The sequence below is a fragment of the Amphritea atlantica genome, from assembly GCA_024397875.1.
Lineage (GTDB): Bacteria > Pseudomonadota > Gammaproteobacteria > Pseudomonadales > Balneatricaceae > Amphritea > Amphritea atlantica_B.
This window is the reverse complement of the sequence record CP073344.1, coordinates 1,570,453-1,596,691: the sequence shown is the minus strand read 5'-3', so window position 1 is coordinate 1,596,691 and position 26,239 is coordinate 1,570,453. Positions and strand designations below refer to the sequence as shown.

Here is a 26,239-nt window from a genome sequence, read left to right as displayed (position 1 = left end):
CAGCGCACTGACAGAAAGGAACCAGACTCATATGTATATCGCAATGAACCGCTTCAGAATAAAACCGGGCCATGAGCAGGATTTTATCAGATCTGGCAAAACCGTGACAGCCATCTTGACTCGGTGCCCGGGTTTATCTCCTTCAACCTGCTACAGGGAGAAAGCACAGAGGATTACACGCTGATGTCTTCCCATGCTGTATGGCAGGATAAAGCTGCATTTGAAGGCTGGCTAAAATCCGACGCATTTAAAAAAGCCCATGCGAATGCGGGTAGCCGCAGGGATATCTACCTGGGTCCGCCACAGTTCGAGGGTTTTGAAACTGTTCTCTGAACAGCTACCGACGGGCTTACACGACGATAACAACTTAATCATGTTTACGATAGATAGGACTCTTTCTGTGCGACTGACAATAACATTTTTGTTGATGCTGCTCTCATTGCCGCTGTTGGCGGCAACACAGGAAGTTGATCCTCAGCTACGGGAGGCGCTTAAGCAGGCATTTGCTGAAAGCAGCAGCTTTGAAGACCGTTTTGCTGCCGAGGTCTGGCTCACTGATATGTCGGGTCGAACCCAGCGCTACGTTACCAGTGATCTCGAAAGAATAGAGATTCTCAGAACGGTGCATGCCGAAGCCCGGCGGGTCGAATTACCCGTGTCACTACTATTGGGCGTGATACACACGGAGAGTCTGTTTAATCGGTTTGCAGTATCCGTGGTCGGCGCTCAGGGGCTGATGCAGGTGATGCCTTTCTGGAAGAAAGAGATCGGCCGGAACGATGATAATCTGACCAACATCAAAACCAATCTGCGCTACGGCGCCACTATTCTGAAGTACTATCTGAAACGCTCCAAAGGTAATCTGACGGAAGCCCTGGCACGCTATAACGGCAGTTACGGTAAGGTCTGGTATCCGGAAAAAGTGTATCGCAATCAGCGGCGCTACGAAGACTGAAGACGAAAAAACCGACCATGTGCCGGTTTTTTTAGCAGTTAACTCCGTTCAACGAATGACAAATCCACTATATTCCTCAGTCGCCTCCACGCGTGCACCCTTAACCTCAGCAACGGTGGCCAGCTCGGGACCAATAGTTAACCAGGATTCAAGCTGCATCAGACCAGGCTCCTTACCACAGGCCATCACCTCAACCCGGCCATCGTCCAGGTTGCGAACCCAGCCTGTCAAACCATTTGCCTGAGCAACCTCCAGTGTGGACTGGCGAAACCATACGCCCTGCACGCGACCGCTCACCAAGGCATGTAAACACTGCATATTTGCGATCCCCCCATCTGATTGAGTTAAAAAATATTCAGTTAAAAAGTGCTGAGTTAAATACAGCCGAGCTTACTTTTTATTAATCAAGCCCATCAATTCTGCGACGTTCCGTAATTTTGCCCCCTACTCACCCGGCAGCCGTCTGGCTATGCGTAAAAAGCTCCTCGAGCGTCAGGTTCAGCTGCTGCTGCCGCTCCTTATTCAGAGTGCGTAAGCGTTTATTGAGCTCGCTCTGCCAGCCACTGGCCGCCTCCATTGTTGCGCTCTCGGGTAACGGCCAGGGAAGCAGCTGATTGAGCTGATCCAGCGTAAAACTGCCCATATCCCGGGCCAGCAGATAATCCCCGCGGTCAGTGCGACTGATCACCGCAGCATCCAGTAAAATAACGTTATAACTGTCCCACTCACTCTGTTCAAGCCCCTCCACCTGCTGCAACAACTGCCGGTCAGAAAGCGCCTCGCCTTTCTGTTGCGCCTGCCAGAGTCGCTGCAATACCGACACCATGGTATGCAGATGGGAAAAATGCCTGCCCCGCCGCTGATCGCGATAGACCGTCAGCGCCCGGCTCAACTCTGCGCCCAGCAAGATAATAGTCCAGGAGATAAAGATCCAGGCCAGAAACAGCGGTACGGCGGCGAATGCCCCGTAAATCAGCTCATAAGAAGGGAACTGGGTGACAAAAAACGCAAATGCCCGCTTTGCGGTCTCAAACAAGATGGCGACGACCAGGCCACCAATGACCGCATTGCGCAGGGGTACCTTGCAGTTCGGTACGGCAGCATAGAGCAATGTGAATGCCGCGGCGGACATCAGCAACGGTAATACCGCCAGTAATCGGGCCCGACCGACCAGTTCGGTGGCACTGGTAAACAGTGACAGCGAGGCGATATAGGAGCTGACCAGAAGTCCCACTCCGATCAGAAGAGGACCGAGACTCAGGACCGCCCAGTAAAGCAGAAAACTCGACATCCCTTTACGCGGCTCACTGACCCGCCAGATACGATTAAACGCTGCCTCAATATTTTTCATCATCATGATAGAGGTAATAAACAGAAAGATCAGGCCGACCGCGGTCAGTTTACTTGCCTGGGCGGCAAAATCACTCAGGTATTCCTGCACTACCGCACCGGTGGCCGGCACAAAGTTTTCGAAGATCCACCCTTGCAACTGCTCTCCGCCCCCCTGAAAAGAAGGAATTGCTGCCAGCATTGCATAGGACACCGTCATCAGCGGCACCACCGCAAACAACGTGGTATAGGTCAGCGCAGAGGCATTCAGCACCCCCTGATTACGGACAAACTGGCGCACAAGATAGCTAATAAAATGCCAGATTCCCCGCAGGGTAAACAGATGATTACTCATCACAACGATCCTGTGTCGATGAATTAAAACGATATAATACCCTGCTGCTCTTTTGGCGGGTAGCTAAGCTGTATACAATATCGCATTACCTATCTATCTGCCGTTACAAACAGGATAAGTTCCATGACTGTTGAAATCTATCACAATCCACGCTGCTCTAAATCCCGCGCAACACTGGCGCTGCTGGAAGAGAACAATGTCACCCCGCAGGTGCGCCTCTATCTGGAAAACCCGCCTTCGGCTGAAGAACTCACCGAAGTGATCACACAGCTGGGGATTACCCCCCGCGAGCTGCTTCGCAAAGGCGAAGATGAGTACAAAGAGAACAACCTGAAGGACACCGACCTGAGTGATCAGCAGATTATCGCTCTGATGGTACAGTTCCCCCGTCTGATTGAGCGCCCGATCGTGATCAGCAATGATAAAGCCCGCATCGGTCGTCCCCCGGAATCTGTGCTGGAGATTCTCTGAGTGTCGAACGCCTACGTTCTGGTGCTTTACTACAGTCGCCATGGTGCAACCCGCGCCATGGCCGGTCAGATCGCCCATGGTATAGAGCAGAGCGGAATTGAAGCGCGCCTGCGAACCGTGCCCGCCATCTCTGCAAATTGCGAGGCGACCGAAGACACTATTCCGGCAACCGGTGATCTCTACTGCACCGAAGAGGATCTGAAAAACTGCTCAGGCCTTGCACTGGGCAGCCCGACCCGGTTTGGTAATATGGCAGCACCGCTGAAATACTTTATCGATTCCACCAGCAGTCTGTGGCTCAGTGGCTCACTGATCGACAGACCCGCTGCGGTATTCAGCTCCAGCTCCAGCCTTCATGGTGGCCAGGAAAGCACGCTGTTAACGATGATGCTGCCACTGCTGCATCATGGCATGGTGATCTGTGGCCTGCCCTATAGTGAGCCTGAGCTGATTAATACCCAAAGTGGCGGCACCCCTTACGGGGCAACCCATCTGGCGGGTCAGCACAGTGATCAGCCACTGGATGATACTGAAGCCGCTCTCTGCCTTGCACAAGGTAAACGACTTGGCCGTCTGGCCCTTCAGTTACACGATTAAAACGTCAGGATCAAACAATGCACGAAACACTCGTAAAAAAAGTGGCCATCAGCCGCGCCGCCACTCTCTTCAGCTATTTCGGGCTGCTGCTGCTATTGACGGCATGGCATCTGGTACTTTCTCCGCCTGATAATGCCAGTCCCTATAGTATATGGGCGTTCCAGACGGTGCCCCTGCTGCTGTTTTATCCGGCCATTCTGAAAAAGCACCTGCGGGGTCATATCTGGTTATGCTTTTTCATCACGGTTTACTTTATGCATTCAGTCAATATCGCCATGTCCGCCCACAGCAGCGCTATGCTCGGTCTGGCAGAAACCCTGCTGGTGATGACACTCTTTATTGCGGCCATGATGTTTGCACGCTGGCAAAGTCAGCTGAATAAACTCCGCAACAGTGCACCTCAGAACAGCACAGCGAAAGACTGAAATCAGGAATAACTTGTGGATCTAGACTCAATCAGGCAACAGTTTCCGGCACTGCAACAGCAGGTAAATGACCATCCTCTGATCTATCTGGATAATGCAGCGACCAGCCAGAAACCGGAAGTGGTTATCAACGCAGTAGAGCGCTTCTATCGCTATCAAAACGCCAACGTCCATCGTGGGGCACACCAGCTGAGCGAGCAGGCGACCAGCGCGTTTGAAGCGGCCCGCACCACGGTACAGCAGTTCATCAATGCCGCTTCTGAGCAGGAGATCATCTGGACCCGCGGGACCACCGAGGGGATCAACCTGATCGCGCAGAGTTATGCCCGCCCACAGCTGAAACCCGGCGATGAGATTCTGCTGACGGAGCTTGAACACCACGCCAATATTGTGCCCTGGCAGATTGTCGCTGAACAAACCGGTGCGCTGATCCGGGTAGTACCGATCAATGATAACGGCGACCTTAATCTGCAACGCTTCAGCGCACTGCTGAACGACAAAACCCGCATCGTCAGCCTCACCCATATCTCAAATGCACTGGGGACCATCAATCCGGTCGCCGGTCTGGTGCGTCAGGCCAAGGCGTTTGGCGCGATAGTGATTATCGACGGAGCCCAGGCCGCTCCCCACCTTGAAATCGATGTGCAGCGACTGGGGTGCGATTTCTATCTGTTTTCCGGGCATAAACTCTTTGCGCCCACCGGCATCGGCGTACTCTTCGGGCGCAAGACGCTGCTGGAAACGATGCCGCCCTGGCAGGCCGGGGGCGAGATGATCAAACGGGTATCATTCAGTGGTACCACCTATAACGACCTGCCGTTTAAGTTTGAGGCGGGCACACCCAATATCAGTGGCGCCCTGGGGCTGGCGGAGGCGATTCGTTTTCTGACGGCGCTGGACCGTAAAGCACTCGCACACCATGAGCGGGCATTGATGAACAGGGCCGTTGAGCTATGCTCAGCGATCCCCGGTTTCAGTCGTATCGGCAACCCCACCGCCTGCGCGTCAATCCTCTCTTTCCAGCTCAGCAGCCATCATCAGCAGGATATCGGTCTGATGCTGGATCAACAGGGGATCGCCCTGCGAACCGGTCATCATTGTGCCATGCCACTCATGGAACGACTGGGCCTGCCCGGCACAGTCAGAGCATCCTTCTGCTTTTACAATACGATGGAAGAGGTGGAACGCTTTGCCCGCGTGCTCGAGCAGATTAGCCTGGGCCGCAGTTTTGCAGTAGCCGAAACCGTATCGGAGCAATCGATCTTTGACGATTCTCCATTTGGCAGGGAGATCCGTAACAGTGACATTATTTCACAGCTGACCCCACTAAAAAGCTGGAATGACCGTTATCGGGAGATTATGCAACTGGGCAAACAACTCCCCGCTTTCACCTCGACGATGAAGAGAGAGCAAGACCGCATTAACGGCTGTGAAAGCGATGCCTGGCTGCGGGTCAGTCGTGATGATAAAGGGGCTTTATGGTTTGCCGCTGATTCCGATGCCCGCATCATTCGCGGTCTGATAGCGCTGGTACTGGCGGCTCTGAATGGGCGCCAGCCTGATGAGATTCTGGCGTTTGATATCGAGGATTATTTTTCCCAGCTAAATTTAACCCGTCATCTTAGCCCATCCAGGGGCAATGGCCTGAAAGCCATTATAGAAGCAGTGAGAGAGAGTGCCCGGCAGGCTTCAGCCTAAGGACCTATAAGGAATGTCAGGCCCGCAACGCGTCAGCGACCATGATCGTATTACGTCTGAAGACCCTGATCTGAAAGGTCAACGCTCATCGCCAGCCAGCCTCTCAGATCAGTCTTATTAAGCTGAGCTACCCTGCTTTTCGCGCTCTGCCCTTTCCAGCATCTTTTGCAGCACGCGGGATACCGCGACAAAACCAAACGTAGCCGTGACGCAGGTGGAAGCACCAAATCCACCACTACAATCGAGACGGGTATTACCGTCAGCAACCGACTTCATCTGGCAGACACTGCCATCCGACTGAGGATAGACCAGCTGTTCAGTTGAATAGACACAATCCACCGCAAAACGCCGCCCGCTTTTACTGAAATTGTAATAACGTCTCAGTAACGAGCGTGTTTTAGCCGCCAGAGGGTCATGGTTGGTTTTACTCAGATCGGTAATATTGATCTGTGTGGGGTCTGTCTGGCCACCCGCACCACCGACGGTAATGACCAGAATTTTATTGCGTTTACAGTGGGCGATCAGTGCCGCCTTCTCTTTTACACTGTCGATACAATCAATCACATAGTTAAACTGATGACCGATCAGCTGTGGAATATTCTCCAGAGTAATGAAGTCATCCACCAGCTCAACCTGACATTCTGGATTGATCTGTCGAATACGCGAGGCCATCACCTCGGTTTTTGGCTCACCGATGGTGCTATCCAGTGCATGTATCTGCCGGTTGGTGTTAGTGATGCAGATATCATCAAGATCGATCAGCGTTATTTTGCCGATAGCCGACCGTGCCAGCGCTTCAGCCGCCCAGGAACCCACGCCACCAATACCAATAACACAGACATTCGCCTGGCGAAACAGCTCTGCTCCAGCCATCCCGTAAAGCCGCTGAATGCCGCCAAAACGTTGATTAAAAGCGTCAGACATATGAATAACAGGCCTTAGAAGTCATCGTCAGTCAGTTCTGTGAGCACAACATTAGCACAGCGATTGCACTCACCCTCGATAAACACAATCCCTTTATAGAGATATTCCTGCGGATTTTTCATCCCAAGATTCGCTTCCTGACAGTGATCACACCAGGTTTCCTGCAGAAACGCCTGCTGCTCTTCCTCGCTACGGGCACTGAAGTCCCGTTCAACTCGATCTTCTTGCATTGGATTCCTCAAATCATTTTTTCGATGCAGGCCAGGCCTGACTGGCAGGCGGCTTCCAGTTTTCGAGCTGTTGTTTTACCGCCTGCTGAAGAAATAGCTCACCGATATCCGGATCACACAGATATTCACATCGCTCACCCTGCCAGTCAAATGCCACGCCCCAGGCATGCAGATATCCCCGGTCGGTCTCTGTCGGTGTTGCACCATGATAACGCTGATCACCAAGAATGGCCGCACCGATGCTTTTCAGGGCAACCCGAAGCTGATGCGTTTTACCGGTCAAGGGTCGCAGCAGAAACAGCCGCAATCCAGGCGCTGGCGAACAACTAAAAAAACGGGTAACGGCAGGATTGCTCTGACCGGTAGAGAGTTTCCAGCTGCCCCGGCGCGTTCGCTCCATATCACCCTTGATCAGCCCCTGCTTTTTGCGTGGCTTCTGGTCGGACAGTGCAATATAGTATTTTTCTACCCGTCTTTCCTGAAACTGCCGGGAGAGTATAGAAGCGGCCTCAGCATGACAGGCCAGTATCAGTAAACCAGAGGTCATCTTATCCAGTCGATGGACAAGATAGAGGGGGCCACAATCAAGATCTGCCGAGATTTGTTGCAACAGGCCGGTATCCGCTTCATCACGATGAACCGAGATACCGGGCGCCTTATTAATAATCAGATAATCGTCAGTCTGAACGACCAGTGAATAAGCCTGCATAATACCTGTCTTCGCTTAAAACAGCGATACGTATGCCCGAAGGGAGTGACCACGCCAGTACAGGCCGGTCAGCCGACGGCTGACCCAGTGCGCTTCAGCATTACTGGCCTCGATAGTCAGAATAGCAACCGTCTGTTCCGGCAGATCACCCGGTATAACCTCCAACTCATCAACTTCAGCGTAACGAGACAACATCTCCCTCAGCTCACTTTCAGTCACATCAGATGTAAAGCCCGCCAGAATAATCTTCATAATACGCCGTATTACTGAATCAGAGACCCAGGACCTGCTTAACGAAGGGAATTGTAACTTTACGTTTGGCGCTGAGCGAGGCTGAATCAAGCTTATCCAGCAACTCAAACAGATCAGCCATACTGCGACTGGCGCGGTGGATCAGGAACCAGGCGACCTCTTCACTGATCGTAAATCCACGTCCCCGGGCGCGCAGCTGCAAGGCACGCACCTTGCCATCATCATCCAGATTATGCACCTGAAATACCATACCCCAGCTAAGCCTTGATGCCAGATCGGGCAGGTTGAGACTGAGTTGTCGCGGAGCACGGTCACCGGCCACCAACAGCCGGTTATTTTCTGCCCTGATACGGTTAAAAAAATGAAATACGCCCTCTTCCCACTGCTTATTGCCCGCGATGATCTGTATATGATCAAGGCAGACCAGATCAAGGTGTTCCATTCCCTCAAGTACACCAGGCCCCATATCCATCAGCTCATCCAGCGGCAGATACACAGCGGTTCGCCCAACCGGATCGGAGGCGTGGCAAACCGCTTGCAGCAAGTGAGAACAGCCGCTATCACTGTTACCCCATATATACAGATACTGCTCCCCTTCACCCCGGGCAGCCTGATCAAGGGTATTGCACAGCAGTTCGTTTCCCTGGCAAAGGAAATTCTCAAATCGGGCATCATCCCGCAGTGTGATACCCAGAGGTATCTGAAACGGTTCAGGACTACTCATCTATATCAATACTTATTAAGGCCTGCAGCTGAGCAGCGGGCCTTTTCTCATCGTTTAATGTTTCTGAATGTGTAAGCTTTAGCGTACTTTAAGCCCGCGATCTCAGAGCGCTGAACGTTAAATCACTGCATCGTATTCATAACTGACTGTTCAGCAGTCATAAAGTTTACTACTTTTGTATCCCTGATGCAGATGACGAAGGAGCACCATAATAACGGCCGCAACGGGAAGTGCAATCAAAATCCCCACAAAACCAAATAGCTGCCCTCCGGCCATTATGGCAAAAATAACAGCCACCGGGTGCAAGCCGATGCGATCCCCCACCAACAACGGTGTCAGCACCATTCCTTCCAGCGCCTGCCCCACGGCAAAGACAAGCCCGACCCATCCCAGCATGGTAATGTCATTAAACTGCAGCATGGCAGCAACACCCGCAGCAACGATACCGATAATGAACCCCATATAGGGCACGATGCTGGCAAGACCGGCGATCATCCCAACCAACAGCGCCAGATCCAGACCGACAGTCCAGAGCCCCAAAGAGTAAATAACCCCGAGTGCCAGCATGACTAACAGCTGCCCCTTTATAAAGGCACCCAATACCTCATCACACTCCTGCGCCCAGAGAGTTACCTTTCTTTCAACATTGCGCGGCAGAAGAACGCCAATCTTATCCATCATGACATCCCAGTCACGCAACAGATAAAACGTCACCACAGGAATCAAAACCAGATTAGCCACCCAGGCCGCCAGCGCCAGGCCCGATTGACTGACACTGCTAAACAGTCCTTTCAGCAGACTGCCGGTCTGCTGCCAGTGACCACTCATCAGCGTCTGCACGCTCTGAAGATCAAATTCAGCAAAGGATACCCCGACATATTGCTCCAACCACGGGATCCAGACAGTCTGAATCATAGTGAACACCTGCGGCACCATTTTCAGCATCACCTGCAACTGATAGCCCAGCTGGGGTATCAGCAGAATCACCAGTAACAGTAAAACTGCGGTCATCAACAGAAACACCACAACCACGGACAGCGTCCGGCTGAGCCCCCGCGCTTCCAGCCTGTCGGCCATCGGATCAGTCAGATACGCCAGAAGCGCAGCGACCAGAAAAGGGGTAAGAATCGGCTGTAGCAGGTAGAGAAGGAACCCGACTACCAATGTAAAAATGAGAAAAAACCACCGCTGCGAATCACTCATGTGCTTTCCTTTTCAACCGGTCGGTGAAACACCCGTCCATTATTGTTGCTGCCAGCGATAGGTATACACCGCTGCAGCACCATTAGTACTCAACCGCGACGTTGGCATCATCCGTGGATTGAGTCGAACCGCCTGCTCCAGCGTCCGAATCCCGCCCTGTAGCTCAACCCGAAACAATACCCGGTCAGCATCAACGCCACTGATCCGCACCGCATCAACCGGCGGCAACTGGCGCAGATAATCCATTAACTGCAGATAGTCCTCGATATCGACTATATTAGCGACCTCAAGTTGCAATCCTGTTTCGACGTAGTTAAAACTGGATGCCCCCAGCGAGGCAAGTGTAAAGTCTGCTGACTCATTTATCACCTGCTGTATCTGTTCGGACAAAGCCCCTGAGGGCGTGATTGAACGGGCCTGACCATCTTTGAGCAACAGCCATTCTGATTGCCAGCCACCACCCGTGCCCTGAATCAGCCGTCCGATAAGCACCCCATCGGGCTGATAACGCTCGGAAGCCTGGAGTATTGATTCACGAAAAAAGCCCCACACATCACTCACGTCGACTGCATTCTGATCATTCAGATCTAACAGAGGCACACTTAGTGGTAAGCCCCGCAGGTCTGCCTGCTTTAATAACTCTTGGTATATCTGACCTCCCTGCGGCACAAAATCCCGGGGCGCTGTTCCGCGTTGTTGCACCAGCCAAACCAACGTCACGGGCCGGGCATGTCCGATCGCTTTCATGCCGGATTTCTGTAGCAACTGGTCGACCATAACCGGATCAAACTCAAGCACCAGCCTCTGCCCCAGCACCTCGCGGCCATCACCGGCCGATACAGGTGTCCGGGTCGCCTGATAACTAAACTGGCTAAGCCAGCCAGCGGGCTGACGCAACGCACTCACGACAGCGGATTTATTGACGACAGCACTGCGTCCGGATACTTTGATAAGTACCGTTTTTAACCCGGCTTGTAACTGTTCACCGGATGGCTGAGAGTGCTGTTCAGGCACCAGCAACTCTGCTGTATAAAGTCCATTTACCGTAGCTGCCTGGGTCAGGCTGCCGAGGCCTGTAAATACCAGCACCAGCAGACAGCTACAAAGATTGCGTATCATGATCGTTCTTATACCCTGTTTTGCTGCCCGGACAACAATCCCGGCAGTCTGAAAAAAAGTGTCTCTAAAACGGCATAAACTTTAACACACAATAGCCGCCTCACCAGCAACCTGATAGAATACGCCTCAAATTTTTCTATCAGTAATCAGCCCGAACAGGTTCATACAAACTATGTCTGCAACTGACAATAACACTCCTATCAGCTATAAAGACGCCGGCGTCGATATCGATGCAGGTAACGCACTGGTTGATCGTATTAAAGGCGTTGCGAAACGCACCGCACGCCCGGAAGTTATGGGCGGCCTGGGTGGCTTCGGAGCCCTGTGCGAAATCCCTGAAGGTTACAAGAAGCCAGTACTGGTTTCCGGTACCGACGGCGTAGGCACCAAGTTGCGCCTGGCAATGGACCTGAAGAAGCACGATACCATCGGTATCGATCTGGTTGCGATGTGCGTCAACGATCTGATCGTTGCCGGCGCTGAGCCTCTGTTCTTCCTCGACTATTACGCCACCGGCAAACTGAACATCGACATTGCAGCTGATGTTGTAACCGGCATCGGTGCGGGTTGCGAGCTTGCAGGTGCTGCACTGGTTGGCGGTGAAACCGCTGAAATGCCAGGCATGTACGAGGGCGAAGATTACGACCTGGCAGGTTTCTGCGTTGGCGTAGTCGAGAAAGATGAGATTATTGACGGCTCCAAAGTCAGCGTCGGTGACAAACTGATTGCACTACCCTCTTCCGGCCCCCACTCCAATGGCTACTCACTGATCCGCAAGATCATTGAAGTTCGTGAAGCCGACCTGAGCGGCACTGTTGATGGCAAGCCTCTGACTGAAGCACTGCTGGAACCTACCCGCATCTATGTTAAGCCGGTACTTGAGCTGATCAGAAAAAGTCAGGTAAATGCGCTGTCTCATATTACCGGCGGCGGTCTGCTGGAAAACATTCCCCGGGTTCTGCCGCAAAGCGCAAAAGCAGTTATTGATATTAACAGCTGGCAGATGCCTGAAGTATTCCGTTGGATTCAGACACTGGGCAATGTTGATTCCCGTGAGATGTATCGCACCCTGAACTGCGGTATCGGCATGGTTATCGTAGTCCCAGCAAACACTGCCGACACTGCGCTGGAAATTCTCAAGGAAGCCGGTGAAGCTCCATTTATTGTCGGTGAGATCGCGACTGCGACTGAGGGCGAAGAGCAGGTAGAACTGCTGGGTCTGGAGGCCTGAGAATGGCAGAGAAAAGCATTGTTGTACTGATCTCCGGCAGCGGTTCTAACCTGCAGGCGATCATCGATGCTATTGCGAGCGGTCAGATTAATGGCCGCATCGCTGCGGTACTGAGCAATAAAGAGGGGGCATTTGGCCTCGAACGCGCAGAAAAAGCCGGTATCCCTCAAATCGTTATCAACCATCAAGCCTTTGATAGCAGAGAAAGCTTCGATGCTGCGATGATGGAAGCGATCGATTCCCACCAGCCGGACCTGATCGTGCTGGCGGGCTTTATGCGTATTCTCACGCCGGCCTTTGTGCGGCATTATCAGGGACGGATGCTGAATATCCATCCATCCCTGCTGCCAAAATACAAAGGGCTCAATACCCATCTGCGGGCAATAGAAGCCGGTGACTCACAGCATGGCTGTACCGTCCATTTCGTCACTGAAGAACTGGATGGCGGACCACCGGCACTTCAGGCACCCGTCGATATTCTGCCCACCGACAACGCCGATAGTCTGCAACAGCGGGTTCACAGCGCCGAACACAAAATTTATCCGCTGGCGGTGGAGCTGTTCTGCGCTGACCGCCTCAAGCTTTTGGCTTCAGGAGCGGTTCAGCTCGATGGATCTACTCTGACACCTGAAGGATTTCAACTCATTCAGGAGTAACTGATGCGTTTCAGCACACTATTTATCTCTGCACTATTGGCTGTTTCGTCAATTCCCGGGCATGCGTCTGAGCTATTCAAGCCCTTCCGGGCGGTCTACAAAGCCCAGTGGGACCTGGGCATCTCTTTTGGTGGGGATGCTGTCGGCGTGCTGAAAAGAAGCGGCGATCACTGGGTATCTTCCCTTAGCGCTGAAGCGCTGATCGCAAAGGTAAATGAGTTTTCTGAGTTCACCGTTCAGGGCCAGAAAGTCCAGCCACAGCGTTACGAATATCATCGCAAAGTTATCGGTGGTGATAAGGATGCAGTGCTCCGGTTTAACTGGGATAGCGGTACAGTCATCAACGATGTGGCCAAGAAACCCTGGAGCATCGATGTTGCTGAAGGCACCCAGGATAACCTCAGCTATCAGATGCAGCTGCGGCTTGACCTTGCCGCCGGTAAAAAGACGCTTATCTATAAAGTAGCCGACGCTGGCAAAATCAAGACCTACCCTTTCATCAATCTGGGTACAGAAACAGTCACTACAGCTATCGGATCCTTTGAAGCGGTTAAAATCCAGCGCGACCGCGGCACTGATAGCAAGCGCGACACCTACATCTGGTTTGCGCCTGAACTCGACTATATAGTGATCAAACTACAACAGGTCGAAAAAAGCGGCAAAGAATACAGCCTGCTAATCGATCAACTGGAATTTACGGACCCCTGATGACCGCATACGAACAACAGGCCGAATCAATCTATAACCGCCTGATCGAAATGGAAAATGGCGCAGAGCCCAATCAGCTGTTTCTCTGCAGTTACCTGCTTGGCCATATCAGTCTGGTGAGCGCTGAGCAGGGCGAAACCGCCACAGAGTTCGATCAGCGGGTCGAAACAAGCCTGGAAGATGCATTTAAAATTGACCAACTCAGCGCTGAGGATCTGCACGATATTCGCTCACTCTGGGTTGAAATTAGCGAGACTGCGAAATGAATTTCGAAAAAGAGGGCATCGTATCAGTCTGGTATTCGACTACCGACTATGCCAGCATTCCTGACAGCTACTTCGAAGAGGATGAGCAAGGGCTTGATCAATGGGCCAAAAATTACCAGATTAGCCGCTATGACCCTGAAAATATGGAAACCAACGGCTGCGAAACCGGCCGCGACGCAGTTCGCAAAATTATAGCGCCATGCTCATGGTCTTATTCATACGGCGAAGCGGTGATCAAAAAGATTGAAAAACTCGGCGACAAACAGATCAGCTGGCTGATACTGATGTTCGATTTTGAGTATCGCGCTAAAAAAACCCATATTTTCGAAGATGAATATGTACACTTCGTTGGCTGTTTTCCATACGATATGGATGCAGGCAATTTAGACTGAAACGCAAGATAGTTCTCGACGGGTCGCCAATGGTCAGACGCTATATCTATTCAACGGATGAGTACAATGTGCGTAACTACAGCACACTGTTTCTCGGCGTCCTAGCCTTCGGACTGCTTTACAGCCTGATTGCCCTACTCTCTTTCCCCCTGCTCTGGTTCGAACAGAATCATCCCGACGCAAATATACTTAGCTATGCTGATGCCTTCTGGGCGTTGCAAATGAGTGCCAGCACCATCGGCTTTGGTGACTTTTATCCGACAAGCCAGGGCGGCAGAGTAATCGTCGCACTGATGTTCTATATCGGCGTTGGCATCGTCGGCTTTATCGGCGCTCAGATTGCCAGTAAAATGGTGGGATTCGCGGATACCAATGTCCGCAACCGGGAGTTACGCCTTCAGAACGATGAGATTCTAAAACATAACAAAGAGTTAGAACGCAAACTTGATCTTTTGTTTAAACAGTTAGAGCGCTCATCTGCAACAGAAAAAAACCAGTGCGATAACACCCCATAAAGCGAACCTCAAACTAACAAGCGCCTGACCTACCTAACAGGCGCCATCGGGCTGCCAGCGAAACGTTGTCAGACTTATCCGGCCGTTTAACACGGCAACGCCCTCATCCTGTAATCTTTTGACCTGCCGCTTATAGCCATCACTTCCCACCGGGAAAGAGATCTTCCCACTGGCATTGATCACCCGAAACCAGGGCAACCGGGTATCTGCTGGCAGCTGGCTCAGACAGCGACCGACCAGTCTGGCAGCCCCGCTAACACCCGCCAGGCTGGCCACCTGACCATAGGTTGCGACCTTACCAGGAGGGATGGCCGCCAAGACCTGCCAGATCATCTCATAGACGGGATTCTGCACCACAACAACACTCTCTTAAAAAAATAATGTAATAGATAACAATGTTAGCTCAAAGCTCACAACATCTTACGAAAGAGCAACTTTGTCACGCAGACCTTTAGCGAGGAACTACGCTCACAAAACAGCCGCCATTTAAAAACATGCATTTAAATATCAGAAAGGGGCCTGGAATATACCAGGCCCCTTGAGTGAGCGAAGCGTAAAACGATGAACAGCCGTTACAAAAAGGGGAACATTATAACGGCCCTTTCGCCCGTAGTTACAGACCAATGTATTGCGCCGCAACTACCCATAAATTAGTAGCTACTGGCAACAGACCAATCCAGAGTACAGCCAGAAGGGGAAATGGCCTTTAAAACTCTGATACACTGATCTAAACGTACTTTTAGTATAGCCGAAACTGATAAGTGTAAAGCCAATAATGCCTGATATTTACTCAATAACGTACACACTCTTGCTGGCATTATTGCTTGGTATTGCTCCAGCCAGAGCCTCGTCAGAGCAACTGCCGGGTTTTGACCCGCAAGGTATCGCGCAGTGGGAAAACGAAAGCTTTGCCGGAGAAACCCACTATACCCTTATCACAGAAGGCGACAACCAGCTGCTTGAAGCCAGATCAGATCATTCAGCCTCCGGTCTTTACTATAAAAAAACCATTCCAATCAGCCACGACACACGCCTCAGCTGGCGCTGGAAGGTCAGCAAAGTATGGCCCGCTGCCGCTGAAACCACAAAAGCCGGGGACGATTTTCCGGCCCGCGTTTATATCATTGTTTCAGACGGGCCCTTTTTCTGGCAGAAAAGGACACTCGTTTATGTCTGGTCGAACAACCAACCCGTTAATGCCCGCTGGCTAAACCCGTTCACTCACAGGGCCGTGATGTGGGCCGTCGACAGTGGAAACAGCCTGACAGGCCAGTGGACGCAACATACACGCAACCTTCAGGATGATCTGAAAACCGTTTTTAACAAAACCTATAGAGAAATTGTAGCGATCGCTATCATGACAGACAGTGATAACGGAGGCGCAAGCTTTTTAAGCTGGTATGACGATATCCGCTTATCCGAAACGCCGTCAGCGCCAGACTCTGCACCTCTTCAATAAAAGTACGGGCTTTTATTCAATAATAGGCGTATAATTTTGCGTTTTACAATTCCATTCCTTCCGGTACCTTCAAATATGTCAGACACACAAGTCGCATTCAGCGACCTTGATCTCCCCTCTTCCGTTCTTAAATCCATAACAGAGCTTGGCTATGAAACACCATCCCCCATCCAGGCAGCTTGTATTCCGTTACTACTGAACGGTCAGGATGTTCTGGGGATGGCACAAACAGGTACCGGTAAAACAGCTGCTTTTGCCCTGCCCCTGCTTAGCCGTATCGACCTGAAACTCAATAAACCTCAGGTTCTGGTGCTTGCACCGACACGCGAATTGGCTGTCCAGGTGGCTGAAGCTTTTCAGGCATATGCTCGTCACGTTCCTGGTTTTCATGTTTTACCAATTTATGGTGGCCAGAGTTACACCCTGCAGCTGAAACAACTGCGTCGCGGCCCCCACGTAGTGGTTGGCACGCCTGGACGTGTTATGGATCACCTGGATCGCGGCACGCTGATTCTGGATGAACTGAAGGCGATGGTGCTTGACGAAGCAGACGAAATGCTTCGCATGGGCTTTATCGATGATGTTGAAACCATCATGGCTAAAACCCCGGCTGAACGACAGACTGCCCTTTTCTCTGCGACAATGCCGGAACAGATCCGCCGCATCACTAAGCGCTATATGCGCGATCCACAAGAGATCAAGATCGCATCCAAAACCACCACCATGGAAAATATCGACCAGCGTTGCTGGATCGTTTCCGGTGTGAACAAGCTGGATGCGCTGGTTCGGATTCTTGAAACTGAAGACTGTGGCGGCATCATCATCTTTGCCCGCACCAAGACCGCAACCACCGAGATTGCCGAAAAGCTCGAAGCCCGTGGCTACGCAGCCGCCGCACTGAACGGTGATATGAACCAGCAACTGCGGGAACGCACGGTACAGCGACTAAAAGATGCCAAACTGGACATTCTGGTAGCTACCGATGTTGCAGCCCGCGGACTGGATGTTGAGCGTGTGGGTATGGTGATCAACTACGATATTCCCTACGACACTGAAGCTTATGTTCACCGTATCGGCCGTACCGGTCGTGCTGGACGTGACGGTAAAGCGATTCTGTTCGTTGCGCCCCGTGAGCGCCGCCTGCTGAAGCAGATCGAACAGGCAACCCGCCAGCCAATCAAACAGATGGATCTTCCTTCACGCGACATGGTTCAGGACAAACGTCTCGAATCATTCCGCGAACAGGTGACCAGCATCTTCAATGATGAAGATATGTCAGTTTACCGCGAGCTGATTGATCAGCTCGCCGCTGATACTGAACTGGAAACCCTGGATCTGGCCTCTGCCCTGCTCTACATGGCACAAAAAGATAAGCCATTGATTCTGCCACCAGAGCCGGAACCACGTCCACGCCGCGAGCGGGACAATGAGCGCGATAGTGACCGCGGTGCGAAACGTGAACGCATCAACTATGCGGATCTGGATGTCTACCGCCTGGAAGTTGGTCGCAATGATGGCGTTCAGGTTAAGAATATCGTCGGCGCAATCGCCAACGAAGCTGACATCAACAGCCGCCATATCGGTGATATCCGCCTGTTTGATGACCACAGCACCGTTCAGCTGCCCAAAGGAATGCCTCCTGAGGTTCTGCAGCAACTGAAAGGGGTTTTCATCTGCCGCAAAAAGATCGAGATCAGCCTGATGGAAGGTGAAATCGCTCGTCCCGCACCACGCAAACCCCGCGGAGACTTTAAAGGCAAAGGACGTAATGATCGCGGCGGTAATGACCGTGGCGCTCCGCGCAAGCCGCGCCCGCGTCGCGACGCTTAAGACAGATCGCACCACATGAAAGAGAGCCTTATGGCTCTCTTTTTTTTGCTCTGAAGATAACACTCTCAGCCGGATTACAGACCTCTCCTTACTCTTTAACAACCTTAATAAAATTAGCATGATACGAAGACTGTGACTGGATAATCCTCTTCGCGATCTCTATTCTATGCAAAGCCGTACATTTAATCGGCCAGAGATCTGTTTCACCCGCCCGAAACGTATAAAAAGCAAAAAAACTGCACCGATAAGGAAATACACTATGAAAAAAACAATGACTTTAGTTTCCATACTTGCCGTTTCAGTCGCTTCACCCGTCTTTGCAGAAGACAATAGTAATAATGAAATCACTCCTGAGTATATTGCCGGTTTTCTGGCAGGCGCATCTCTCACTGATGGCGCTATAATTGATAACTTAAGCTCAGGAAATGAAAGTGAATTTATACAGCGCGCTTACAGAACCCGGCTGGGTGAAGAACATCCTGCTGCTCAGCCTACCTATCTGGCTGGTTTCTGCCTCCCAGAAGGCGCAACAGAAGACTCCGTTATCAGCAACATCTCAAATGAGCTGAAACACACGACTCAACCCGCTAACAGCCCGCGTGACATTACCCTCTATAACACAATCAAGTCACTCTACCCCTGCAACGATTAGCTTCTCCGGTCGAGAAAATATAAAACAACACATGCATAAGACTACGAATTAGATACAATGCAGCAAACCTATAAACAGCACATATCTGTAGTTTGGAGAGAACGATGAGACGGAGAAGCAGGATAGCGGGCAAAGAGTATATCGCCCCCTGGGAAAAAGCATTTGCAACTGTGCTGACTCCTTTTGAGGAGTTTATTCACCGTCAGACAACCAGTGGCATTCTGCTCATGTTGTTTGCAGTCGTCGCACTTGTTATTGCCAATAGCCAGCTTAATGACGGCTATCACCACTTTCTCCAGCAAGAGTTTGTCATCGGGATGGAGGGCTTCCAGCTCTCAAAAACGGTACACCACTGGATTAACGATGGCCTTATGGCACTGTTCTTTCTGGTCGTTGGACTGGAGCTTAAACGTGAACTGCTGGTCGGCGAACTGGCAAATATAAAACAGGCATCACTGCCAATCATTGCTGCCGCTGGCGGTATGCTGATGCCTGCCCTGATCTATGTCGCAATCAATCCGGAAGGACACACCCTGAATGGCTGGGGAATCCCGATGGCAACCGATATAGCCTTCGCACTGGGTGCGCTGGCTCTGCTCGGTAACCGTGTGCCGCAAAATCTGCTGATGTTCCTTGTCGCACTCGCGATTGTCGACGACCTCGGAGCAGTTATCGTTATCGCTGTGTTTTATACCGAAACAATCAATATAGCGGCACTCATGCTAGCCAGCGTTATGATATTTGTGCTGATCTGTCTTAACCTGGGCGGCGTACGGCGCATTCTGCCCTACTCGCTTATCGGTATCATCCTCTGGATTGCTATGCTGAAAAGTGGCGTGCATGCGACGCTTGCCGGGGTTTTGCTGGCCTTTACAATTCCAATGAAGCCTAAATATGATCCGAAACGCTTTTACTCGCTGGTACGTGACAGTGCTGATCATATTAAGAGCCTGTTTGCACAGAATGAAAACATCATCATCAATGATGCCTTACGGTCCCGCGTCAGAGCTCTGGGGGAAGGGGTTTATAAAGTTCAGGCTCCGGCACAGGTGCTTGAACACAACCTGCACCTGCCTTCGGCTTACCTGATCATCCCGATATTCGCGCTGGCAAATGCCGGTGTACCGATTAACTGGGCTGAGTTTTCCGATGTTATCGCACACCCTGTCGCCGTGGGCATAGGCGCAGGACTGATTCTGGGCAAACTGATCGGTATCGCCGGCTTTACCTGGCTGGCCGTAAAACTGAAAGTCAGTGACCTGCCCACCGGCCTTAATTTTAATCATATAGTTGGTGTCGCCTTTATGGGCGGCATCGGCTTCACCATGTCGATTTTTATCGCCGAGCTGGGCTTTGCCCAATACCCCGAAGATCTGTTGATGGCTAAAACCGGGATTCTGTTTGCATCCCTCATATCAGGCTTAATTGGATTTGCCTGGCTGTTTTTCAAAACTAAAAAATCCAATCCGAACTAAATCCTATATGCTTAAAAACCAAAAAAGAGAGCCCTGGCTCTCTTTTTTTATCCGTCGGATAATTCCCCCGCTATCATCACAAACCTTTCTAGCTTCAGAACAATCACTGAAGCCGCATCAATAACGATTCAGAGCCACCTTCGCCAACGAATCCATGAGCCCTGACGCCATAGACCATTATTTAACCAGCGACACCGGCAAATAGACATCTCATTCTTTATGAACCAATCATAACCTCAATTTTATTCAATACCTCCCCTCTGTATCGCGTCACAATCAGATTCACACAATGGAGGAAATAATGAACGTTTCGATGATTCTGTCAATGTCCGTATTTGCACTTGCTGCATCAGCCTCACCGGGCCCGGTTAATCTGGTCTGCCTGAGCAGCGGTAGCCAACACCCCATTACAAAAGGATTAGCCTTTGTCACTGGCGCGACTCTGGGGTTTATTTTCTTGTTTTTCGCCGTCGGCATGGGCCTGCTTTCGGTATTAGAACAGATACCCGCTTTAACCGGCCTGCTTCGCTGGAGCGGCATCTTGTTTCTGCTCTACCTGAGTATCAAACTGGCGCTCTACGACGGCCAGCTAGCGGACACTCAATCCGGCCGCCCCCCTGGCTTTATGACGGGTGCTCTGATGCAGTGGCTCAACCCAAAGGCGTGGCTGGCTTCAGCATCAGGAATAGGCGCATACACCAGTGGAAACAATATCGCGGAGATCATTATTTTTGCAGCACTCTACCTGCCGATCTGCTGGCTATCACTCGGCAGCTGGGTATATGCAGGTGTGTTTTTGCGTAGATACATCACTCAGCCTTCAATACTCAGAAGCATTAATCGTACACTTGCCGCATTACTTATGAGCAGCTGTATCTATCTTCTCTTTGACTGAGGATTGCCTGTACTCGTTCGGCGTTGCGGCTATCATCCGTTTAAAGGTACGCTGAAAATGGGGCTGGTCTGTAAAACCGGCACTTAATGCCGCATCCACAATCGACCTCCCCTGCTTTAATTCCCGCTGCCCCTGTTGAATCCGCCGATTTACCTGATAGGCATGGGGTGTCAGATTAAAATGCAGTTTGAATGTCCGGATCAAATGTCCAGCACTGTATCCGCAACGAAGACACATCTCTTCAATCGTAATCTCTTTTATCGCATTTTCATCTAAATAATCCGCCAGCTCACGGAGCACACCCGGCATTTTGTCAGGCAATAGAAGCGGCTCATCTTCCACTGACAGCATCACATCAGCAAGGTATTCACTAATCATTGCCTGCTTAACCGCGAGACTCTCCTGAGAATTCAGCAGGCAGGCGGCCAGATCACAATACCCCAGATAAAAGCGGCGCTCAGAGATAATCGCGGTGCCAATATCCTCCCACTCGGGCGCCTTTAGCAAGCCCAAGCGATAGCGCAAAGCTGTTAGCCATTGGGTATCAATATAGAGCATAAGATAAGCCCAGGGCTGATTATCAATCGGGTTACAAGCGTGAACCCAGTCAGGGTTTATCAATACCAGATCTCCCGCACCGACCTGACAGCGATCTTGACGGTAACAAAAGGTACTCTGGCCTTCTGTGATAGCGCCAATAGACCACTGAGTGTGACTGTGAGGCGCGTAACACACCTGCCGGCCATCAGCCACCTTACGTAGCTCAACATAGGGCATCCGTGAATCACGCCAGAACACTGGTTTAGGGATGACCATGCCGTTTCTCCTAGCAGTCAAAACATTATATCTCCTTGCCCCGACAGAGATATCAGCGCTTCAGGCAGACTCACAACGCGCTTTCCTGTGGTATCAACTGATCACCTAACCTGATCACGCCAGACTCTAGTATCCGCGCACACAGGCCGCCATACCCCAACATGGCGGCGGCGCCCCCCGGCCCCAGCGCCTGATTCATACGCACGCAAGGGTGACACAAAGCAGTCGCCTCAAAAAGCGCCGATCCAATTCTGAATTGCTGATGTCTTAAGGCATTCAGATTTATACCACTCACCACCAGATTACGGCGTAGCAGCGCAGGATTAATCTGCTCAAGGCCAGTATAGATTTCAATCAGACGGATAAACTCAACAGAAATCAGTGTCACCTGTCGGGCCGAGCCGGGTGTTTTAGCACAACGATGATCGCCTTTCAGCCCAAGTCCCGCAAGTGCCTCAACAGAATCGACAACCTCGGGTTGCTGTTTCCGCTTGGGCCGCACACCAATCCACTCAAGCCTGCCGGGCTTCAGATCATGTAAGTATCGGGCAAACAGCTGTTTTTGAGTCATAAAGGCTAAAAGATTCCATCACCCTGCTGATCGATCATCTGCTTCGCTTTACGTACCATCTCGGCGGCGCAGCTTTCACTGGATGGCAACATATCCGCGCGAATAAACCGATGGCTCTGCTCTCCTTTAGTAATCAACCCATTGACCCGATAACCGCCATCTTCCCGAATCGGCGCAGGTGTTATGGTAAACCCCTGATACTCTTCGGATGGCAAAGCTTCTGGCTCTTTTGAGTTACTTTCAGCAGGCGTAAACATCGATTTAATTGAAGAAAACAAACTCATAACAACTCCCTAAGAATATATATCAACAGAATACATCAAGTCAGTTCAATCCGCAGGCACAAAAATGTATGGTTCCCCTCATGATTGCAACACAGATTTGTGATCATGAGGTGGTTTTGCGCTAATGTATTCGGAGTCTTTAATTAGGAATGTTTCATTCCTGCTCCACGATGAGCATCCGCGCCAGATAGCCCTTAAAAAACCGACAGCTTATAACAGCTGTTTTTTGTGACAGGTTTACTACCCGGACGGTCAACCCTTTTCATCATCACGCTCTGTTATTGCAAACCTGATTAAACCTGCTGTGACTGGTAAGGCTCATTCTTGCTTAAAACAGCATACGCTATTCGTGACAGCTTGTTTGCCAGAGCAATACAGACCGTATTAAATGATTTACTTGCTCTCAGCTTTCTTAGCCAGTCATACATCGGCCCCCGATAGTTATCCAATCGTGATAGGATCGCTCTGGCTCCGTGCACTAATAAGCATCTAAGGCGTTTATTTCCACGCTTACTAATACCTAATAACTTCGACCTCCCTCCTGTCGAATATTGCCGCGGCACCAACCCTAACCAAGCAGCCATTTCTCGACCGCTTTTAAACTGATGAGCATTGCCCACTTCTGCTGCTAATTGGCTTGCAGTCATATCACCAATACCAGGAACGGTTTTTAGTAGCTGGCAACGACTGCTTTGCTTAACCTGCCTAACGATTTTTATATCTTGTTCGGCTATTTGCTCATTTAAGTAGCGGTAGTGATCATGCATCACTTGAAGCTCACCTATGATGGCTGGGCATAGTGTAACTTTTTGTGTGCTTAGCCATGAAAACAGCTTTTTCATCGCTGAGTGACCACGTGGAAGGGATAAACCGAATTCCAATAACAGCGCGCCAATACGTGACATACAAGCTGTGCGCTCCGCTACGAAGCCTTCACGTACTCGATGTACGACTACCTGACTTTGTGCGTCAACTGACTTCACTGCGACAAACCGCATATCCGGACGACCTGCCGCCTCAGTAATCGCTTGCGCATCAATGAAGTCGTTTTTATTACCTTTAACAAAAGGTTTAACATATTGAGGCGGGATTAATCGGACGTCGTGACCATAACTCATGCAGAGACGGCCTAACCAGTGCGCGCCACCGCATGCTTCAAACGCAATAATGCATGGCGGTAGTTGTGCTATAAAAGTAATGAGCTGATGACGAGAGAGTTTCTTTTTGCAGACTTGCTTATCGTGAGAATCACGACCAATTAAATGAAAAGAAGACTTGCCTAAATCGATTCCAAGGACTTTGATAGACATGAGATGGTTCTCCTTGTTGGTTTCGTCGCCTTTCCAGCATAGCTGGTTAAAAGCGAGGGGAACCATCTCATTAAACCGCCGATCGGCGGTTTTTTATCTAGCCACTAGCAAGGCGCAAAGCGCCCTCTAGCAACTCAGGCTGTTTATTCCCAGCCAGTCACTTCACGCAGGCCGTCAGCGATCTGAGCCAGGGAGCGAACAGTCTTAACACCCGCCGCTTCAAGTGCAGCAAATTTCTCGTCTGCAGTACCCTTACCACCAGAGATGATAGCGCCAGCATGACCCATACGCTTACCCGCAGGTGCTGTAACACCGGCGATGTAAGACACAACAGGCTTAGTCACGTTAGCCTTGATGTAGGCCGCCGCTTCCTCTTCAGCAGAACCACCGATCTCACCGATCATAACGATCGCTTCAGTCTGCGGATCATTCTGGAACATTTCCAGAATATCGATGAAGTTAGAACCCGGGATCGGGTCACCACCGATACCAACACAGGTAGACTGACCGAAGCCAGCATCAGTTGTCTGCTTAACCGCTTCATAAGTCAGAGTACCGGAACGGGATACGATACCCACTTTACCTGGCAGGTGGATGTGGCCTGGCATGATACCGATCTTACACTCACCCGGAGTGATAACACCCGGGCAGTTTGGTCCGATCAGGCGTACACCCAGATTGTCACATACAACTTTACACTCAAGCATGTCCATAACCGGAATATGCTCAGTGATACAGACGATCAGCTTGATACCGCTGTTCGCAGCTTCCAGGATAGAATCCTTACAAAAAGGTGCCGGAACGTAGATAACAGATGCGTCTGCACCGGTCGCTTCAACCGCTTCAGCAACGGTATTGAATACCGGCAGACCCAGGTGCTCAGTACCACCTTTACCAGGGGTAACACCACCAACCATCTTGGTGCCGTATGCGATAGCCTGTTCAGAGTGGAAGGTACCCTGACCACCAGTGAAACCCTGACAGATTACTTTGGTGTCTTTATTAATCAGAACGGACATTATTATTTACCCTCCGCTGCTTTAACTGCCTGCACAGCTGCATCAGTCAGACTGGTAGCGGCGATGATAGCCAGACCAGATTCAGACAGTAGCTTAGAACCCAGTTCCGCATTATTACCTTCCAGACGTACGACTACTGGTACTTCTACGCCTACCTCTTTAACTGCACCGATAATTCCTTCAGCAATCAGATCGCAACGCACGATACCACCAAAGATATTAACCAGTACGGCTTTAACCTTGTCGTCTTCCAGGATGATCTTGAACGCTTCGGTTACACGCTCTTTAGTCGCGCCGCCACCAACGTCGAGGAAGTTAGCCGGGAAGCCACCGTGCAGAGAGACGATATCCATCGTACCCATTGCCAGGCCTGCACCGTTAACCATGCAGCCGATGCTGCCATCCAGCGCCACGTAGTTCAGATCCCACTCAGCCGCGCGTGCTTCACGCTCGTCTTCCTGCGATGGATCTTCCATCGCTTGCAGATCTTTGTGACGGTAAACAGAGTTACCATCAATCGCTACTTTAGCATCCAGGCAGTGCAGGTTACCTTCGGTAGTAATAACCAGAGGATTGATTTCAAGCAGGGCCAGATCTTTTTCTTTGAACATCTTGGCCAGACCCAGGAAGATCTGAGTGAATTGCTTAATCTGAACACCTTCCAGACCCAGCTTGAACGCCAGCTCGCGTGCCTGGTAAGGCTGCGCACCGGTAACCGGATCAATGGTCGCTTTCAGGATTTTCTCTGGAGTTTCTTCCGCTACTTTCTCGATCTCGACACCACCTTCAGTGGATGCCATGAACACGATGCGGCGTGAAGAGCGGTCAACAACCGCACCCAGATACAGCTCATTAGCGATATCAGTGCAGTCTTCAACTAAGATTTTGGAAACTGGCTGACCATTTGCGTCAGTCTGATAAGTGACCAGGTTTTTACCCAGCCAGTTCGCTGCGAAAGCCTGCGCTTCCTCAGGGGAGTCGACCAGCTTCACGCCACCGGCCTTACCACGTCCACCTGCGTGAACCTGAGTCTTAACGACCCACTTATCACCACCAATTTTCAGAGCCGCTTCAGCAGCAGCTTCAGGGGTATCTACCGCGATTCCTTTAGAAACCGGCAGACCATATTCGGCAAACAACTGTTTGCCCTGGTACTCATGAAGATTCAT

General features: G+C 51.1%; 32 protein-coding genes and 1 pseudogene. 17 read left to right on the top strand and 16 right to left on the bottom strand.

Annotation, left to right across the window (positions count from 1 at the left end; translation table 11 throughout):
- The first annotated feature begins 31 nt into the window (after window positions 1-31).
- A pseudogene (locus KDX31_07240) lies at window positions 32-333 on the top strand (antibiotic biosynthesis monooxygenase).
- A 40-nt stretch (window positions 334-373) separates the two neighbouring features.
- Window positions 374-955, top strand: coding sequence for a lytic transglycosylase domain-containing protein (locus KDX31_07235; protein ID UTW04784.1), 582 nt, complete (start codon window positions 374-376; stop codon window positions 953-955).
- Between the two features lie 48 nt (window positions 956-1,003).
- On the opposite strand, the gene KDX31_07230 is transcribed toward KDX31_07235, so the two are convergent.
- Together KDX31_07230 and KDX31_07225 are read right to left on the bottom strand one after the other, a co-directional pair.
- Window positions 1,004-1,273, bottom strand: a complete 270-nt coding sequence (locus KDX31_07230) for an acylphosphatase (protein ID UTW04783.1) — start codon at window positions 1,271-1,273, stop codon at window positions 1,004-1,006.
- A 130-nt stretch (window positions 1,274-1,403) separates the two neighbouring features.
- Entirely contained in the window at window positions 1,404-2,639 is a 1,236-nt protein-coding gene (locus KDX31_07225; GenBank protein ID UTW04782.1) for a virulence factor BrkB family protein, read from the bottom strand.
- A gap of 123 nt (window positions 2,640-2,762) precedes the next feature.
- Here KDX31_07225 and arsC point away from each other — a divergent pair, with 123 nt between their 5' ends.
- The 4 genes from arsC to KDX31_07205 are packed head-to-tail and all read left to right on the top strand — an operon-like array spanning window position 2,763 to window position 5,830.
- The gene (arsC, locus tag KDX31_07220) at window positions 2,763-3,110 is read left to right on the top strand and encodes an arsenate reductase (glutaredoxin) (protein ID UTW04781.1); all 348 of its coding nucleotides are present in this window, start codon (window positions 2,763-2,765) and stop codon (window positions 3,108-3,110) included.
- Window positions 3,111-3,707 (top strand): NAD(P)H:quinone oxidoreductase, encoded by a 597-nt coding sequence (gene wrbA, locus KDX31_07215; protein ID UTW04780.1) that lies wholly within the window; start codon window positions 3,111-3,113, stop codon window positions 3,705-3,707.
- A gap of 17 nt (window positions 3,708-3,724) precedes the next feature.
- Entirely contained in the window at window positions 3,725-4,132 is a 408-nt protein-coding gene (locus tag KDX31_07210; protein UTW04779.1) for a DUF2069 domain-containing protein, read from the top strand.
- 15 nt (window positions 4,133-4,147) lie between these two features.
- Window positions 4,148-5,830, top strand: a complete 1,683-nt coding sequence (locus KDX31_07205; GenBank protein UTW04778.1) for a SufS family cysteine desulfurase — start codon at window positions 4,148-4,150, stop codon at window positions 5,828-5,830.
- A 117-nt stretch (window positions 5,831-5,947) separates the two neighbouring features.
- Here the strand turns inward: KDX31_07205 and tcdA are convergent, their stop codons facing one another.
- The 7 genes from tcdA to KDX31_07170 form a co-directional block, all read right to left on the bottom strand.
- On the bottom strand, window positions 5,948-6,754 hold the full coding sequence (gene tcdA / locus KDX31_07200) for a tRNA cyclic N6-threonylcarbamoyladenosine(37) synthase TcdA (GenBank protein ID UTW04777.1): 807 nt from the start codon (window positions 6,752-6,754) through the stop codon (window positions 5,948-5,950).
- 14 nt (window positions 6,755-6,768) lie between these two features.
- Entirely contained in the window at window positions 6,769-6,984 is a 216-nt protein-coding gene (locus KDX31_07195; GenBank protein ID UTW04776.1) for a hypothetical protein, read from the bottom strand.
- Window positions 6,985-6,997: 13 nt separating this feature from the next.
- A complete protein-coding gene (locus KDX31_07190; protein ID UTW04775.1) occupies window positions 6,998-7,693 on the bottom strand; it encodes a TIGR01621 family pseudouridine synthase in 696 nt (231 codons plus the stop codon).
- Window positions 7,694-7,708: 15 nt separating this feature from the next.
- Window positions 7,709-7,945: a hypothetical protein gene (locus KDX31_07185; protein UTW04774.1), complete on the bottom strand. Its 237-nt coding sequence runs from the start codon at window positions 7,943-7,945 to the stop codon at window positions 7,709-7,711.
- Window positions 7,946-7,964: 19 nt separating this feature from the next.
- Complete coding sequence (hda, locus tag KDX31_07180; protein UTW04773.1) at window positions 7,965-8,669, bottom strand: DnaA regulatory inactivator Hda; 705 nt, start codon at window positions 8,667-8,669, stop codon at window positions 7,965-7,967.
- Window positions 8,670-8,819: 150 nt separating this feature from the next.
- A complete protein-coding gene (locus KDX31_07175; GenBank protein ID UTW04772.1) occupies window positions 8,820-9,872 on the bottom strand; it encodes an AI-2E family transporter in 1,053 nt (350 codons plus the stop codon).
- Between the two features lie 39 nt (window positions 9,873-9,911).
- Entirely contained in the window at window positions 9,912-10,991 is a 1,080-nt protein-coding gene (locus KDX31_07170; GenBank protein UTW04771.1) for a DUF2066 domain-containing protein, read from the bottom strand.
- 172 nt (window positions 10,992-11,163) lie between these two features.
- Here KDX31_07170 and purM point away from each other — a divergent pair, with 172 nt between their 5' ends.
- From purM to KDX31_07140, 6 genes are read left to right on the top strand one after another with little or no spacing between them, the layout of a single operon-like run.
- Window positions 11,164-12,222 (top strand): phosphoribosylformylglycinamidine cyclo-ligase, encoded by a 1,059-nt coding sequence (purM, locus tag KDX31_07165; GenBank protein ID UTW04770.1) that lies wholly within the window; start codon window positions 11,164-11,166, stop codon window positions 12,220-12,222.
- 2 nt (window positions 12,223-12,224) lie between these two features.
- Window positions 12,225-12,878, top strand: a complete 654-nt coding sequence (gene purN / locus KDX31_07160; protein ID UTW04769.1) for a phosphoribosylglycinamide formyltransferase — start codon at window positions 12,225-12,227, stop codon at window positions 12,876-12,878.
- Window positions 12,879-12,881: 3 nt separating this feature from the next.
- Window positions 12,882-13,586 (top strand): DUF3108 domain-containing protein, encoded by a 705-nt coding sequence (locus KDX31_07155; protein ID UTW04768.1) that lies wholly within the window; start codon window positions 12,882-12,884, stop codon window positions 13,584-13,586.
- On the top strand, window positions 13,586-13,852 hold the full coding sequence (locus KDX31_07150; GenBank protein UTW04767.1) for a YfcL family protein: 267 nt from the start codon (window positions 13,586-13,588) through the stop codon (window positions 13,850-13,852). Before KDX31_07155 ends, KDX31_07150 begins: the two co-directional genes overlap by 1 nt.
- The gene (locus tag KDX31_07145) at window positions 13,849-14,244 is read left to right on the top strand and encodes an immunity 22 family protein (GenBank protein UTW04766.1); all 396 of its coding nucleotides are present in this window, start codon (window positions 13,849-13,851) and stop codon (window positions 14,242-14,244) included. The genes KDX31_07150 and KDX31_07145 overlap by 4 nt, the downstream gene beginning before the upstream one ends.
- Before the next feature lie 29 nt (window positions 14,245-14,273).
- Window positions 14,274-14,759, top strand: coding sequence for a two pore domain potassium channel family protein (locus KDX31_07140; GenBank protein UTW04765.1), 486 nt, complete (start codon window positions 14,274-14,276; stop codon window positions 14,757-14,759).
- Between the two features lie 33 nt (window positions 14,760-14,792).
- Here the strand turns inward: KDX31_07140 and KDX31_07135 are convergent, their stop codons facing one another.
- On the bottom strand, window positions 14,793-15,092 hold the full coding sequence (locus tag KDX31_07135) for an MGMT family protein (protein UTW05325.1): 300 nt from the start codon (window positions 15,090-15,092) through the stop codon (window positions 14,793-14,795).
- A gap of 442 nt (window positions 15,093-15,534) precedes the next feature.
- Between KDX31_07135 and KDX31_07130 the strand changes: the two genes are divergently transcribed.
- The 5 genes from KDX31_07130 (at window position 15,535) to KDX31_07110 (ending at window position 21,070) form a co-directional block, all read left to right on the top strand.
- A complete protein-coding gene (locus tag KDX31_07130; protein ID UTW04764.1) occupies window positions 15,535-16,218 on the top strand; it encodes a DUF3047 domain-containing protein in 684 nt (227 codons plus the stop codon).
- A gap of 75 nt (window positions 16,219-16,293) precedes the next feature.
- The gene (locus tag KDX31_07125; GenBank protein UTW04763.1) at window positions 16,294-18,048 is read left to right on the top strand and encodes a DEAD/DEAH box helicase; all 1,755 of its coding nucleotides are present in this window, start codon (window positions 16,294-16,296) and stop codon (window positions 18,046-18,048) included.
- Between the two features lie 259 nt (window positions 18,049-18,307).
- Window positions 18,308-18,700: a hypothetical protein gene (locus KDX31_07120; protein ID UTW04762.1), complete on the top strand. Its 393-nt coding sequence runs from the start codon at window positions 18,308-18,310 to the stop codon at window positions 18,698-18,700.
- A 104-nt stretch (window positions 18,701-18,804) separates the two neighbouring features.
- Window positions 18,805-20,175, top strand: coding sequence for a Na+/H+ antiporter NhaA (gene nhaA / locus KDX31_07115; protein UTW04761.1), 1,371 nt, complete (start codon window positions 18,805-18,807; stop codon window positions 20,173-20,175).
- A 301-nt stretch (window positions 20,176-20,476) separates the two neighbouring features.
- Window positions 20,477-21,070 (top strand): LysE family translocator, encoded by a 594-nt coding sequence (locus tag KDX31_07110; protein ID UTW04760.1) that lies wholly within the window; start codon window positions 20,477-20,479, stop codon window positions 21,068-21,070.
- On the opposite strand, the gene KDX31_07105 is transcribed toward KDX31_07110, so the two are convergent.
- The 6 genes from KDX31_07105 to sucC form a co-directional block, all read right to left on the bottom strand.
- A complete protein-coding gene (locus KDX31_07105) occupies window positions 21,032-21,886 on the bottom strand; it encodes an AraC family transcriptional regulator (GenBank protein ID UTW04759.1) in 855 nt (284 codons plus the stop codon). The genes KDX31_07110 and KDX31_07105 overlap by 39 nt on opposite strands.
- Before the next feature lie 70 nt (window positions 21,887-21,956).
- Complete coding sequence (locus KDX31_07100) at window positions 21,957-22,457, bottom strand: sulfurase (protein UTW04758.1); 501 nt, start codon at window positions 22,455-22,457, stop codon at window positions 21,957-21,959.
- A 5-nt stretch (window positions 22,458-22,462) separates the two neighbouring features.
- On the bottom strand, window positions 22,463-22,741 hold the full coding sequence (locus KDX31_07095) for a hypothetical protein (protein UTW04757.1): 279 nt from the start codon (window positions 22,739-22,741) through the stop codon (window positions 22,463-22,465).
- A 293-nt stretch (window positions 22,742-23,034) separates the two neighbouring features.
- Window positions 23,035-24,051: an IS110 family transposase gene (locus KDX31_07090; GenBank protein ID UTW04756.1), complete on the bottom strand. Its 1,017-nt coding sequence runs from the start codon at window positions 24,049-24,051 to the stop codon at window positions 23,035-23,037.
- A gap of 143 nt (window positions 24,052-24,194) precedes the next feature.
- Window positions 24,195-25,070, bottom strand: coding sequence for a succinate--CoA ligase subunit alpha (gene sucD, locus KDX31_07085; GenBank protein ID UTW04755.1), 876 nt, complete (start codon window positions 25,068-25,070; stop codon window positions 24,195-24,197).
- A gap of 2 nt (window positions 25,071-25,072) precedes the next feature.
- The gene (sucC, locus tag KDX31_07080) at window positions 25,073-26,239 is read right to left on the bottom strand and encodes an ADP-forming succinate--CoA ligase subunit beta (protein ID UTW04754.1); all 1,167 of its coding nucleotides are present in this window, start codon (window positions 26,237-26,239) and stop codon (window positions 25,073-25,075) included.